Genomic DNA, 13,263 nt, shown 5'->3' on the forward strand with positions numbered 1-13,263 from the left:
AAAGTTACAAAGTTTTTAAGGTTAAATAATAGTAGATTTGCATCAAGTATAGGTTTATGGATATAATTATAAGAAAAATACAGCCTCAGGATGATGCAGCAGTTGCTGCTTTAATACGTAATGTACTGATAGAACACAATGTGCCAAAAGTGGGTACGGCATACGCCGATGCTTCGCTGGACTGCATGTTTACTACCTATTCGGCACCAGGTGCAGCTTATTTTGTGGTAGAAAAACAAGGCCGACTTATAGGGGGTGCCGGTATTGCTCTGCTTGAAAACGGACCTGAAGATGTTTGTGAACTGCAAAAAATGTACTTTTTACCCGAAGCACGAGGCACAGGTATGGGAACAAAAATGATGGAAGAATGCCTTGAATTTGCAAGATCTGAGGGGTTTAAATTCTGTTACCTTGAAACAATGCCTTATATGGAGGCTGCCCAAAAGCTATACCGCAAAAGCGGATTTGAATATCTTGATGCTCCAATGGGTAACACAGGTCATAACTCGTGCCCGGTGTGGATGATTAAGAGTTTAAAGGTATAAGATTATAAAGTTTAAAGCTTTGGTCTGAAGTTGGTGAATAATCAAATCTAAATCCGTATCAACTGCATTTATAAACATGAAACTAAAACAATACAGAACCTACTTTATAGAAAAACTTACACCGCTATACGACAGTATGGAGGCAGAGAGCTTTTTTGCTATTGCCCTTGAAGAGCTTAAAGGCTGGAAACGAACCGACCTTGCCCTGAATCCGGATGCGGAGTTGTCTGCCGATGAAGTGGAAAAATGGAATGTAATAGTAAATGCCCTTGAAAAGCAAAAACCAATACAGTACATTTTTGGTAAAGCGCATTTTTATGGTCTTGAATTTGAAGTAAACGAAAACACGCTTATCCCGAGGCCAGAAACCGAAGAGCTTGTAGAATGGATCATCGGCGAAAGCAAGCATAAAGGACAAATTAATGTTTTGGATATCGGGACAGGTACGGGGTGTATTGCCATTTCGCTGGCTAAAAACCTAACCGATGCAGCGGTATCTGCAATAGATGTTTCTGAAAAGGCTTTGACTACAGCCAAAAGAAACGCGCAGCATAACAACACGCAGGTTAACTTTATACTAAAAGATATACTGGCAGCCGAAACATTACCCCAAACTTATGATGTGATTGTTTCCAATCCGCCGTATGTGCGTAATCTTGAAAAAGCAGAGATCAAAGAAAACGTATTAAAATATGAGCCTCATTTAGCTTTGTTTGTAGATGATAACGATGCTCTTATATTTTACCGTAAAATAGCATTGTTAGCAAAAGCACAGCTTTCGCCCAATGGCAGGCTCTACTTTGAGATCAACCAGTACCTCGGAACCGAAACGGTACAAATGCTCGAAGATTTTGGTTTTACCAACGTAGTGCTTAAAAAAGATATGTATGGCAATGATAGGATGGTAGCTGCGGGTTTACAGTAATGTGGGTATGTTTGCTGGTCTCTATCGCTGGTGCGAGCGTCACGCTCATACCAATATAAAGCACGAGCGTGACGCTTGCGCCAGCGGGATGCATTCTCTAGGTTCAATCATTTTAGGCTTTTGATTATAGAATGAGATGGGAATAAAAGGTTATAGTTATAATTTTTATCTGTCGATAAAGGTTTATATTTCTTTTTATATTTTTTTTTCTTCAAATCAAAAATTTCAATTACACAAAAAAATGCCTTATTATCATAATGCTCAAAAATTGCGTTTTCAAGTTGAATTTCATAATAATTTCTAATATCTTTTTTATAATCCTCTACAACCGTAAATGTGAGAAAATATTTTTCGCGACTACCTATGATTTGAGAATACAATTGCTCATTTAAAGATAAATTTCCAGGGACATATCCTACAGATTGAAAGGTGTTTTGGTGCTCATCATTGATCTTTAAATCTTCAATATTGACTAAAAGCTTGTCATTTAATACCATTATAATATTAAAATCTTTGTTTTGAGAAATTGAAATATGAGAAATAAACATGAAAATTAATAATATTTTATTTTTCATCTAAAATTATTTATACTCCGCTCGCTGGTGCGAGCGTCGCGCTCGTACCAATATAAAGCACGAGCAAGATGCTCGCGCCAGCGGTGACATGACAAAATTTTACAACCTACTCATACCTTAACGCTTCAACCGGATCGAGCGAAGCTGCTTTAATTGCCGGGTATAATCCTGAAACAATAGTAACGGTAATAACGGTAATGAGTGCTGCAATAATAGCCATCCAAGGCATTGGGAATGCTACTTGAAAAATAAGCGATGCGCCAACACCACCTACAAGCACGCCGAGCACTATACCTACAAATCCGCCAATAATACTAATTACAAGTGTTTCGGTAAAAAACTGCATAGCAACAGTGGTTTTTTTGGCTCCTAACGATTTTCTTACCCCTATTTCGCGGGTACGTTCGGTTACCGATACCAGCATGATATTCATAAGTGCTATAGAAGATCCGAAAACAGTGATTATACCAATCACCCAGGCGGCTATATTAAGCGTTTCGGTTTCAGACAGAAGTTGTTTTAGTAATTCGTCACTGCGTTCCATGCCAAAGTTATTATCTTCAACAGGGTTAAGTTTTCGCACACGGCGCATGGTAATTATGGCTTCATCTACTGCCGAACCCAGCATGTCGTGATTACCTATCATAACTTTTATTTCATAGTCAATGTTAGGAGCGGTAAACAGAGAGCGTGCAACCTGAATAGGAATGATAAGTCTTAGATCCTGACGGTTGCCAAAGGTGGAACCTTTTTCTTTCAGCACGCCTATAACCTTAAAGCGGGCACCGCGAACAGATATAATTTTGTCTATAGGGTTAACATCTTTAAGCAGACCTTTGGTAAAGTCAGAGCCTACAATACATACATAATTGTTATTGCTGATGTCGAAATTATTAAAATTCCTGCCCTGAGTAGTTTCCAGTCCCGAGTTAGGCAAAAAGTATTCATCTGCACCAACAATGGTAATTTCCGGATCGGTTTTTTCGGCCTCATGTTTTACCTCTGCACCGCTTGCTGCCGTAAACGACAACGATGTGGTAGCGGTAGGGTAGTTGTACTTTTCCTGAAATTCTTTTGCCTGCGGATAACTTATAACAGGATTTACCTTTGTTTCGCCATTATTATGACGAATCTGGTTAGAAAAGTCATAACGGCTTATAGAAAATGTATTGGTACCCATAGAGGCAAAGTTGCCCGTTATTGTGCTTTCAAGCACGGCTACGGCAGCAAGTATGCCTACAAGGGCAAATATACCCAGGCCAATAATAAATACTGTTAATGTGGTGCGCAGCATTTGGCTCCTGATCGAATCAATTGCTATTTTGGTGTTTTCCCTGAACAGATTAAACATAGTTCGTTTTTTGATGCCACTAAAATAACGAATTTGTTTAAGGTTTCAGATTTAAAGTTGCAAAGTTTGAACTTATAGTATTCATAATTTTCCGGATGTAAGATAGTGGCTTTGCTGCTCTGAAACTTTGAAACTCCTTATATTTGCAGTCTAAATAATTTTAAAAATGGCAACAAAACCGGGAATTCCAAAAGGTACAAGAGATTTTTCACCTGCTGAGGTGGCTAAGCGTCAATATATTATAGGGGCGATAAAGCATCATTTTGAGACTTTTGGTTTTCAGCCTATAGAAACGCCATCATTTGAAAATTCAGATACCCTTATGGGTAAATATGGAGAAGAAGGCGACAGGCTTATTTTTAAGATTCTTAATTCGGGTAATTTCTTTTTTGATAAAAATAAAATAGAACTTCCAAAATCACTGGATGAGTTGCTTGTAAATTCGTCAGAAACCATTAGCAAAGAGCAACTGGTAGAGCTGAATAAATATACTGCCAGAATATCTGAAAAAGCCCTGCGTTATGACCTTACTGTGCCTTTTGCACGTTATGTAGTACAGCACCAAAACGATATTGAGTTTCCGTTTAAGCGTTACCAGATACAGCCGGTTTGGAGAGCAGACCGCCCGCAAAAAGGTCGTTTCAGAGAATTCTTCCAGTGCGATGCCGATGTGGTAGGTTCTACATCGCTGTGGCAGGAGGTAGAGCTGGTACAGCTTTATGATAATGTTTTTACAACTCTTGGACTTAACGGAGCCGTAATAAAAATAAACAATCGAAAAATACTTAGCGGTATCGCCGAAGTTATAGGTGCTAAAGACAAACTGATTGATTTTACTGTTGCGCTTGATAAGCTTGATAAAATAGGCGAAGACAGTGTTAAAAAGGAAATGCTTGAAAAAGGCATTACCGAAGAGGCTATTGTTAAAATACAGCCGTTATTTAATTTTACAGGTTCTATAAATGAGAAACTGACAAAACTGTCTGATCTGCTTTCTACATCGGAAGAGGGGATGAAAGGAGTAGAGGAGCTGCGTTTTATTTGTGATAATGTATCGGAGATAGGACTTGGAAAATCAATACTTGATCTTGATGTTACCCTTGCCCGCGGACTTAACTATTATACAGGTGCCATATTTGAAGTTACAGCACCTAAAGAGGTAGCTATGGGGTCTATAGGTGGTGGTGGTCGTTATGACGACCTTACGGGCATTTTCGGACTTAAAAATATGAGTGGGGTAGGTATATCTTTTGGCCTTGACAGAATTTACCTTGTTCTGGAAGAACTTAACCTTTTCCCTGAAACAGTAACCGAAGCTACCAAGGTATTATTTATAAACTTTGGTAATAAAGAGGCATTGTATGCCATGAAAGCTATTGCAGCATTAAGAGCTGAGGGTGTTAAGGCAGAATTATACCCTGATGCTGCTAAAATTGGCAAACAATTTACGCATGCCGATAAACGCGGTATTCCGTTTACGGTAGTTAGCGGTGAGGAAGAGATAGCTGCTGGAACTTATAAAATAAAAGATCTTTCATCTGGAGAACAGCAAATTGTGACCCTTGAGGAACTGATTAAAAGATTAAAATAAAAATTAATTTTTAGGATATAAAAAACCCACGCCAATTGCGTGGGTTTTTGCTTTTAAGTAAGATGATAAGTCTGTAAGAGCTTATTGAACCGTGTTCAGGGTATGGATGTGGCTTCTTGCCACGCTTCCTGTATTATCCTGAAGGATTTCTATCCCTAAAATTTCAAAGGGACGTTCAATCTGGTTACCGTTCGTATCCAAATACTCCAGAACCAGTTCATCAAAACTGTCAGGATGAAGTGAAATGGCTACGCTGTCGGTTAGCTCCTGTTCGATAATGTAATTACGCATTGCGTCTAAAGTAATTTTCTCCATGTGAATTAAGTTTAGGTGAGATAAAAATAGCTATTAGAATGAATGAATAATTATTTAATATGTTAAAAAAATTAACTTTAACACTTGTATAGTTTTAATGTTAAAAATTAATATATAAAATCTGATTAAATGCTGTTAAATCCTAAATGGCTAATCACGGGTTGTGCGCACCTTAAAATGAAATGTTCCTGTTATAGTTTTTACGTTAGTTTCATTGTTTAATTCGTGCGCCATCATAGCATAGCGGCACTTTACTTTAAACAGGGCATAATTACCTTCGGTGCCAATATAGTTTATAGCGGTTACTTCATTATAACTGGTATCTGAGAAACCTTCGGAGCTGATAAGATACTTTTCGCTGCCCTGTGTAACAGGCACTTTTTGAGAAAACTCAAACGGATTTTGGTTTTGCCCATAGTTGCTGATGCTGTATTTTTTTAAATTACCCGCTGCTACCATGGCTGAACTGTCTTTAGGAATAGAGAAATAAAAAGATTCTTTCGTAGATGCAGAAGTTGCCGAAACATAATTGGTAGTTTCATTTATAGGATAGCCAAACAGATCAAGCTGTTCACAGTTAATAAACCTGTCCCAGTCAGGTGTCTTAAAGCTAAGGTGCAGGGTGTTGCTTACTTCAGTATTTCCGGAAACATCTCCCGGATCGTCCGAATCTCCTGAGCAGGCAGTAAGTAAAGCCAAAAGGCATACGGTGCTAAGTATTGATTTCATAATAAAAGGTTTACATGTTTATTCCATAAAATTAACACACGTAAACCTTTTATAAAATCCCTATTTTTAGGTAATTTATTACCTAAAATCTATAATACCTTCTCCAGTGTCGCCTTTTTTGGCAGTTTTATCTGTTGCAAGCTTCCAGTCTATATTTGGATATTTCTTTTTCAGTTCGGTAAGATCGCGGTCAAAACGGTCATAAACCACAATACGTGGTGAGCCGGGTTCGGAAAGGTCGTTGTATGACAATTCGCCAAGATAGGTTATTTCTCCTTTTTTGATCTCGAACGGAATTGCATATTTTTTACTGAAACTTACCTGCCCCATAGAACCAATACGGTTTAAAACGGTATGCTGATTAAAGGCATACTTTCCCGGTTCACGCTCAATAACAAAAACATACGATTGTCCTTCAGCAAAGTCTCCGGTAAAAGCACGGTCATTTTTTTCATTACGTGCCTTGATCATTATTTTTCCGTCATTTTTTTTAATAAACTTCTTATCGTCAGATGTAGGCTCATAAAAAAAGCGGTAAATATCATTTTTGGGTGTTTTGCTTTCAAAAGTGATAGTTCCTACTGCGAGTCCCTTTTCAGATGATGCTGCAAAGCTTTCCGGAGCTTTATCGGCAGGAGCAGAACTGCATCCTAACAGTAATAATAGTAATGGCAGCAGTAAATATGATCTTTTCATTAGTAGTAGTAAGTTTAGAAACGTAAAGATAAGGAAGTTTTGAGTATTGGATTTTAGTTTCTGCCTTAGATTAGTCTTCACACGAAAAACCTTCATTTTTTAGCTGTTTGTTACCCCAATTATGTAGATGCTTTATGAACGGAATCAGTTCTTCTCCGGTATGGCTAAGAGAATATTCTACTTTAGGCGGTACTTCATGATACATTTTTCGGTTTATTAATTTATCGTCTTCCAGTTCGCGTAAAGTCTGGGTAAGCATTTTAGTAGTAATATCAGGCAGTGTCCTGCTCAATTCACCGTAACGCAGTACCTTCTTTGAGCCAAGGTGCCACAAAATTCGGGCTTTATATTTCCCACCAATACGTTTAAATGCATAATCAACCCCGCATGGCTGCAGTTTTTCAGGGATACCTGATTTATTTTTCATTTTTATTATAATTTAAATAATTGATAATCAGCAATACATACTTTTTGGTAGGTAACATACAAAAAAGTACATACTTGACACAAAGATACGTGTAACGTAGCTTTGTAGTTCATTAAAAAGTAAATAAAATGGACTTAAAATTAAAAGATAAAGTAGCTGTAGTTACCGGAGCGTCAAAAGGAATTGGTGCGGGAATTGCAAAAGCATTTGCAGCAGCAGGCGCAAAAGTTGTAGTAAATTATGCAATTGATAAAGCAGGAGCAGAAAAAGTTGTTAGTGAAATTGCGAAAAAGGGTGGCGAGGCTATTGCCGTTCATTGTGATGTTACAAAAGCAGCAGATGTAAAAAGGCTGTTTGAGGAAACAAAAAACACTTTTGGACAACTGGATATACTTGTAAACAATGCCGGGGTTTTTGCTTTTGAACCTTTAGAAGCAGTTTCAGAAGAAAGTTTTCACAGACAGATAAATACGCACGTTTTAGGTAATTTATTATGTTCACAGCACGCCACGGAAATGTTTGGTAACCGTGGTGGCAGCATTATAAATATCAGCTCTACAGTAAGCGCAAACCCAATGGCAGGACTAATTGTGTATTGTGCAGCTAAAGCGGCTGTTGATACTTTTACAAAAGTGTTGGCTAAAGAACTTGGCGATAGAAAAATACGCATAAATACTCTTGCACCCGGTGTTACCGATACCGAGGGAAATCATACTGCGGGAATAATAGGGGGGGAACTTGAAAAACAAATGGTTGCTCAAACTCCATTAGGAAGGACAGGCCAACCTGAAGATATTGCAAAGGTTGCCGTTTTCCTTGCATCTGATGAAGCTGGTTGGGTAACAGGTGAAAGAATTACAGTTGCCGGTGGCTTACTGTAACTTGTTCATGAATTTAAAAAAATGCTGTCTGTAAAGGCAGCATTTTTTATTAAGAGTAGTAGTATAGGTTGTTTGTGTTTTGTAAAACGCTATATTTGTTTTACTTATGAAAAAACTATTACTCTTATTTACGTTTGTACTACTCACTTCTTTTTCGGCAGATCCTGATGTGTACCTGTGCAATACTAAGGGCGGAAAGAAATATCATTTTACAAAAGATTGCCAGGGATTACGAAACTGTAAAGGTGAAATAATAAAAGTAACGCTAAAAGAAGCGAAAGAAAAAGGGAAGACAATTTGCGGGTATGAGGATTAACAAGTCATTTTCAAATTGGGATCGTTCCATAATTATTACCTCACTACTGGCATTAATTATAATCAACTACGATTTTTTCGTAACCCGTTCACTTTTTCTTGAAGATACTTTTTTACTAAGCCTAAGCCTGCTGTTGCTGTTTACCGTTGCAGTAAGAACAGTTGCTGCTTTACGCGAAAACAGAATAATTCGCATAGTTATAAACCTCACGCTGTTTTGTGTTTGCGGGGCTGGTTTTTTCTACCTGTTATTATTATTCTGGGGAGCCGGTTTTACACACAGGCACGTGCCTTTTACCTATTACCTTTTGGTAAATTGTAATTGTGTATTGTTTTTAGGCGCATTCCGGTCTCTATGGAGTCCAATTATAGCTAATGATACAGAAGAATAGTCTAAAATAACTCTGCCAGGGCGTAAATTTGCTTATCGGTATATTCTTCTTCATTCCTGCCTTTAATGGCAGAGCAGGTATAGGTAATTAAGCCTTTCGCGTCTCTGTTTATTTTCCAGACAAAAAGAGCAACACGTAGTCCAAATTTCCCTGCTTCATACACCTCGTCGTTAATAGCAAACTTTTTCATTATAAGTGGTTTATGCGTAAAGGTAGGTATAATAAAACCGGCAATGCTATAAAGCTGCATTTATATTCTATAAACAATACATTGTATTCGTTTTTATAACTATAAAGTAACCACTTTGGCTTTCAGCCATCATTCCAAAGGCTATATTTACTTATTAAGTCTGTTCACTACCTCTTCTAAAAAAGCAGCCTGTTTATCGTTAATAAGAATTATGGCATCTGCCAATGTAAACCAGCCTGCTTTATCTACCTCGGGGAATGTTGCCATTTTACCCGATCTTGGCGGCCATTCTATACTAAAAGTATTGCAGGTTATAGTATCGGCATTAAGATTGCCCTCTGCATACCATGCCATCACTTTTTTTCTACCTTTTTGGGTTATGGGTTGCAGTTCGGTAAACGGCCCCGTAGGGGTATAGCCTGTTTCTTCGTTAAATTCACGTATAGCACACTGTAAAGGTGTTTCATCCGGCAGGAGTTCACCTTTGGGTATTGTCCACCATCCTACGTGCTTTCTGGCAAAAAAAGGTCCACCCGGATGCACCAGAAAGAATTCGGTTTCTTCGCCTGTATTTCGGTATAAAAGTATTCCTGCACTTCGCTTCATAATATGTAAATATAGTTTTAATTTTGTGTATTATCTTACTTATATGGAACAGCGTCCTCTACTAAAAATACAGCCTAAACCGACAGACAAAGCACTTGAAATAGTTGCCTTTGCGGCTCTTGTAGCGTTATGGCTATTTGTATGTTATTTATACACCAAAATGCCACAGACTGTTCCTACGCATTTTAATGGTGCCGGCAAAGCAGATGGCTTTGGCGATAAAGAATCTACCTTTATTGCTCCGGCTATCGTTACTGTCCTGTTTATCGGACTAACGTTTTTGCAGCGAAAACCGCATTGGTACAATTACCTGTCTGAGATTACATCCGAAAATGCAGAAAAGCAGTATACTATTGGTGTAAAAATGTTGCGTGTGCTTAAATTAGCACTTGTTATTGTTTTTGGACTTATAGAATTTTCCAGCTATAAAGTAGCAACAGGAGATGCGGAAGCCTTAGGGAAATGGCTTTTACCTATGGTTTTTGGTTTAGTTTTTATACCTATATTTTACTTTTTAATACAGTTTTCTAAAAATCAGTAGCAGGATATTAATCGGTTACAATATAATCGGTGGTGTTACCGCCAAAATAGTCGTTGGCGTATTTGCCAAACCGTTGGAGTGTTATGTAGTTAAACGATCCGCCTACAATGGCACCTATACCAAAAGGAATAAGTGTACCCAATGCTGCGCCACCACGTTTAGAACCATATTTGGTAACCATTTTACGGGCAATTTTTTGGTTCATACGATTTTTGATCCTTTCGGCAATATGCTTGTCAAAATGATTAACAGATACTTTATCGCCTTTAGCCAGTGCTGCCTTTTCGGGTATAACCACGCCAGACCACAGTCCTAATACCATTGTGAATTCTTCTTCAAAATTGTCTTTTATATCGTGTCCGTATATAAGGCTGATGCCGTAGCAAATGCCTGCCATCCAGCGGAGCATAAACGCAACATCGGTAGAAATAGCACCTGCTTCTACAGCAACCTGTGCTACTGTGCCTAAACCGGGTATTATACCGGGTAAAGCCGTAACTGCCCCTACAGATGCATATTTATTCCTTAACTTATTGATGTATAGGCGGGATAATTGTGCCTGGGTTTTACCCGGGTTCTCAAACTGCAGTTTGCGCACGTTTCGTTCTATATCCTGAAACGGAGGCATAACCTTTAGTATTATTTTGTGGAGATCCATATACGTAAATATACAATAACCATTCCTTAAATGGTTTAGGGGGTATAATAAAAAAGCGGACTCGTAAAAGTCCGCTTAATGTAATGATCATCTGTTTATCTTTCGTCCCCCAACTCAGATAGACGACCCTACTTGTTTTATTCCCAAAAATTACTTTTTCTGAATGGTGTAAAAATACAACATTCAAAAATGTGTTAATATACCTATCAGTGGGTATTTTTACAGGAATGTAAGTTATTGTTCTTTAGTGTTTTTGTTTATCTCTAACGGATATTTCTCAAGGTATTTTTCAAGCAGGCGGCCCTGTTTAAAACTCAGTTTCCATAGTATTTTATTAGTGATGGTATGGCACCATAATTCAACATAAAAATTATTAATGGCGTAGAGTAATTTTTTTACATGCCCTTCAAGGCAGGCATCTATAAGTATACCTTCTGTCCAAAGTATTTGGTACTGATGTTCTTCGCTTAGTTTCTTATAATCGTACAGCTTCATATATCCTTAAAGTTACGGTTCTTTCTGCATTTAATCAAATACGTGCTTCACTTAATTATTTTAACGCGGATAATATGGCTAATAGTGTAACTATTGTATGGAGGAAAGTGTTAGGCAAATATAACACTTTAAAAATTAAGTATTTATTAGCGTTTGGTTAGTAAAAATTATGATTTACAATCATGAAATTGCGGTATGTAAATTTAATGCCAATTACTATGAAACTGCTGATGTTATTACCCAATTTTATACTTATAGCCATATCGGGCTTTAATATTTCTAATGAAGTATCAAGTGAAGGAGCAAACAACCTTGCTGTAATAGTGCTGCATACTTCAGTACTGCTAATGTGTACGGTGTTTGTTGCGCTAATTATAAAATCTATGTTTCAGGTTGTTGAAATAGAAGAAAATATTCTTGAGGCACAATAAATCCGGCTATAACAGCTGTTTCACAGCGCCTATATATAAACGAAGAACCCGAAAGCAACTACTTTCGGGTTCTTCTATTAAAATTGTGCTGTAATTTTTTACAATAAGGAGGTATATTATTATATTTGCCCTTATATGGCAATGATGTCTGCCCTGAACCGCTTGAAATTAAGCTGATGACGTCTATTAATAGCTTATGCTACAGGTAGCGTATTTAATAGCGTCATGAATATGGAAAACAGAAAACTAACATCAGCAATCCCACAACTTACTTATTTGGCATTTACTGCCCGCTGGCTTTTAATAGCCTGCCTTATAGGCGGACTTGTAGGCTCTGTGTCGGCATTTTTTCTGGTATCGCTGCAATGGGTTACTAATTATCGTGAAAGTCATGTGTGTATAATTTCACTTTTGCCAGTTGGCGGATTAATTATAGGGCTTACCTATCATTACTTTGGGTCATCGGTAGTAAAGGGAAATAATATGCTGCTGGAAGAAGTACACAGCCCTAAAAAGATAATCCCTTTCAGAATGGCACCTTTAGTACTGTTTGGTACTTTAGTAACGCATCTTTTTGGAGGATCTGCCGGACGTGAGGGAACCGCAGTACAAATGGGTGGTGCCATTGCCGACCAGTTTACCAAATGGTTTAAGCTAAAAAACCGCGACAGAAAAATACTCATTATAATGGGTATTAGTGCCGGTTTTGCTTCGGTATTTGGTACACCGCTGGCAGGAGCCGTTTTTGCCCTCGAAGTTTTAATAGTAGGGCGCATGCGCTACGAGGCATTGCTGCCAAGTATTATAGTAGCTCAGATTGCGCATTATACCTGCCTGGCGTGGAATGTTTCCCACACCCATTACGCAATACCTTTTGTACCCGAAATGCAGGCTATAGACCTTTTATATACCGTTGTTGCCGGAATATTATTCGGACTGGCAGCATTATGGTTCTCTAAGTCGGTGCATTTTTTTGGTAATAAGTTTAAAGAACTAATAAGTTATCCGCCGTTGCGCCCCGTAATTGGGGGAGTGGTTATAGCTCTTTTGGTATGGCTTATGGGTACAACAAAATATATAGGACTTGGCGTGCCTACTATTGTAGATGCCTTTAGCCAGGACTTACCTTCTTACGATTTTGCCATAAAACTACTGCTTACTGCTTTTACGCTTGGTGCGGGTTTTAAGGGCGGAGAGGTAACCCCTTTATTTTTTATAGGTGCAACATTAGGTAATGCCCTTTGCTTTTTTGTGCCTTTACCTATAGCTTTAATGGCGGGTATGGGCTTCGTGGCTGTTTTTGCCGGAGCTACCAATACTCCGCTTGCCTGTACGCTTATGGGGATAGAACTTTTTGGTGCCGAATGCGGAATGTATGTAGGTATTGCCTGCGCTGTGGCTTATTTATTCTCGGGGCATACGGGTATATACAGCTCGCAAATTGTTGGCAGCCCTAAGCATCTTCTTTTTGGCAGGATAAAAGGCAAAACACTGGCAGGGAAGTAGTTTTAATTTACTGATCTTCTGACTAATATAAATTAGTGTATGTACTCTTGCGGTCGTTGATATTTAAACTTATTGTGTAAAATATTTAATTAAT

Annotated in this window: 19 protein-coding genes and 1 riboswitch; of the genes, 9 read left to right on the forward strand and 10 right to left on the reverse strand. The window is 38.1% G+C overall.

The window, feature by feature from the left end:
* The first annotated feature begins 56 nt into the window (after nucleotides 1-56).
* Both NHE85_RS10045 and prmC read left to right on the forward strand, forming a co-directional pair.
* Entirely contained in the window at nucleotides 57-545 is a 489-nt protein-coding gene (locus tag NHE85_RS10045; RefSeq protein ID WP_252811891.1) for a GNAT family N-acetyltransferase, read from the forward strand.
* A 76-nt stretch (nucleotides 546-621) separates the two neighbouring features.
* The gene (gene prmC, locus NHE85_RS10050) at nucleotides 622-1,470 is read left to right on the forward strand and encodes a peptide chain release factor N(5)-glutamine methyltransferase (RefSeq protein ID WP_252811892.1); all 849 of its coding nucleotides are present in this window, start codon (nucleotides 622-624) and stop codon (nucleotides 1,468-1,470) included.
* A 107-nt stretch (nucleotides 1,471-1,577) separates the two neighbouring features.
* Here prmC and NHE85_RS10055 read toward each other — a convergent pair whose 3' ends face one another.
* Both NHE85_RS10055 and NHE85_RS10060 read right to left on the reverse strand, forming a co-directional pair.
* Nucleotides 1,578-2,045: a hypothetical protein gene (locus tag NHE85_RS10055; protein ID WP_252811893.1), complete on the reverse strand. Its 468-nt coding sequence runs from the start codon at nucleotides 2,043-2,045 to the stop codon at nucleotides 1,578-1,580.
* Between the two features lie 106 nt (nucleotides 2,046-2,151).
* Complete coding sequence (locus NHE85_RS10060) at nucleotides 2,152-3,396, reverse strand: ABC transporter permease (protein WP_252811894.1); 1,245 nt, start codon at nucleotides 3,394-3,396, stop codon at nucleotides 2,152-2,154.
* A gap of 166 nt (nucleotides 3,397-3,562) precedes the next feature.
* Between NHE85_RS10060 and hisS the strand changes: the two genes are divergently transcribed.
* On the forward strand, nucleotides 3,563-4,987 hold the full coding sequence (gene hisS / locus NHE85_RS10065) for a histidine--tRNA ligase (RefSeq protein ID WP_252811895.1): 1,425 nt from the start codon (nucleotides 3,563-3,565) through the stop codon (nucleotides 4,985-4,987).
* Between the two features lie 81 nt (nucleotides 4,988-5,068).
* On the opposite strand, the gene NHE85_RS10070 is transcribed toward hisS, so the two are convergent.
* From NHE85_RS10070 to NHE85_RS10085, 4 genes are all read right to left on the reverse strand, one after another.
* Nucleotides 5,069-5,302 (reverse strand): hypothetical protein, encoded by a 234-nt coding sequence (locus NHE85_RS10070; protein WP_252811896.1) that lies wholly within the window; start codon nucleotides 5,300-5,302, stop codon nucleotides 5,069-5,071.
* 150 nt (nucleotides 5,303-5,452) lie between these two features.
* Nucleotides 5,453-6,031: a hypothetical protein gene (locus NHE85_RS10075; protein WP_252811897.1), complete on the reverse strand. Its 579-nt coding sequence runs from the start codon at nucleotides 6,029-6,031 to the stop codon at nucleotides 5,453-5,455.
* Between the two features lie 78 nt (nucleotides 6,032-6,109).
* A complete protein-coding gene (locus NHE85_RS10080; protein ID WP_252811898.1) occupies nucleotides 6,110-6,727 on the reverse strand; it encodes a hypothetical protein in 618 nt (205 codons plus the stop codon).
* A gap of 70 nt (nucleotides 6,728-6,797) precedes the next feature.
* Nucleotides 6,798-7,154 carry a helix-turn-helix domain-containing protein gene (locus NHE85_RS10085; RefSeq protein ID WP_252811899.1) on the reverse strand — a complete coding sequence of 119 codons (357 nt, stop codon included), beginning with the start codon at nucleotides 7,152-7,154 and terminating at the stop codon, nucleotides 6,798-6,800.
* A 128-nt stretch (nucleotides 7,155-7,282) separates the two neighbouring features.
* Here NHE85_RS10085 and NHE85_RS10090 point away from each other — a divergent pair, with 128 nt between their 5' ends.
* The 3 genes from NHE85_RS10090 (at nucleotide 7,283) to NHE85_RS10100 (ending at nucleotide 8,742) form a co-directional block, all read left to right on the forward strand.
* Nucleotides 7,283-8,035, forward strand: coding sequence for an SDR family NAD(P)-dependent oxidoreductase (locus NHE85_RS10090; protein ID WP_252811900.1), 753 nt, complete (start codon nucleotides 7,283-7,285; stop codon nucleotides 8,033-8,035).
* A gap of 106 nt (nucleotides 8,036-8,141) precedes the next feature.
* On the forward strand, nucleotides 8,142-8,351 hold the full coding sequence (locus NHE85_RS10095; RefSeq protein WP_252811901.1) for a hypothetical protein: 210 nt from the start codon (nucleotides 8,142-8,144) through the stop codon (nucleotides 8,349-8,351).
* Nucleotides 8,341-8,742, forward strand: a complete 402-nt coding sequence (locus NHE85_RS10100) for a hypothetical protein (protein ID WP_252811902.1) — start codon at nucleotides 8,341-8,343, stop codon at nucleotides 8,740-8,742. Before NHE85_RS10095 ends, NHE85_RS10100 begins: the two co-directional genes overlap by 11 nt.
* Before the next feature lies 1 nt (nucleotide 8,743).
* Here the strand turns inward: NHE85_RS10100 and NHE85_RS10105 are convergent, their stop codons facing one another.
* Nucleotides 8,744-8,932, reverse strand: a complete 189-nt coding sequence (locus tag NHE85_RS10105) for a hypothetical protein (RefSeq protein WP_252811903.1) — start codon at nucleotides 8,930-8,932, stop codon at nucleotides 8,744-8,746.
* A 147-nt stretch (nucleotides 8,933-9,079) separates the two neighbouring features.
* Entirely contained in the window at nucleotides 9,080-9,538 is a 459-nt protein-coding gene (locus NHE85_RS10110) for an NUDIX domain-containing protein (RefSeq protein WP_252811904.1), read from the reverse strand.
* 43 nt (nucleotides 9,539-9,581) lie between these two features.
* Between NHE85_RS10110 and NHE85_RS10115 the strand changes: the two genes are divergently transcribed.
* Nucleotides 9,582-10,079 (forward strand): DUF1648 domain-containing protein, encoded by a 498-nt coding sequence (locus NHE85_RS10115; RefSeq protein ID WP_252811905.1) that lies wholly within the window; start codon nucleotides 9,582-9,584, stop codon nucleotides 10,077-10,079.
* A 7-nt stretch (nucleotides 10,080-10,086) separates the two neighbouring features.
* On the opposite strand, the gene NHE85_RS10120 is transcribed toward NHE85_RS10115, so the two are convergent.
* Entirely contained in the window at nucleotides 10,087-10,737 is a 651-nt protein-coding gene (locus NHE85_RS10120) for an EcsC family protein (protein WP_252811906.1), read from the reverse strand.
* A gap of 234 nt (nucleotides 10,738-10,971) precedes the next feature.
* Nucleotides 10,972-11,232 (reverse strand): hypothetical protein, encoded by a 261-nt coding sequence (locus NHE85_RS10125; RefSeq protein ID WP_252811907.1) that lies wholly within the window; start codon nucleotides 11,230-11,232, stop codon nucleotides 10,972-10,974.
* A 218-nt stretch (nucleotides 11,233-11,450) separates the two neighbouring features.
* Here NHE85_RS10125 and NHE85_RS10130 point away from each other — a divergent pair, with 218 nt between their 5' ends.
* Nucleotides 11,451-11,663, forward strand: coding sequence for a hypothetical protein (locus NHE85_RS10130; protein WP_252811908.1), 213 nt, complete (start codon nucleotides 11,451-11,453; stop codon nucleotides 11,661-11,663).
* A gap of 128 nt (nucleotides 11,664-11,791) precedes the next feature.
* Nucleotides 11,792-11,856, forward strand: a riboswitch (Fluoride riboswitch).
* A 32-nt stretch (nucleotides 11,857-11,888) separates the two neighbouring features.
* A complete protein-coding gene (locus NHE85_RS10135; protein ID WP_374676559.1) occupies nucleotides 11,889-13,169 on the forward strand; it encodes a voltage-gated chloride channel family protein in 1,281 nt (426 codons plus the stop codon).
* Nucleotides 13,170-13,263: the final 94 nt, after the last annotated feature.

The organism is Flavobacterium sp. NRK1, assembly GCF_024054175.1.
Classification (GTDB): domain Bacteria; phylum Bacteroidota; class Bacteroidia; order Flavobacteriales; family Flavobacteriaceae; genus Flavobacterium.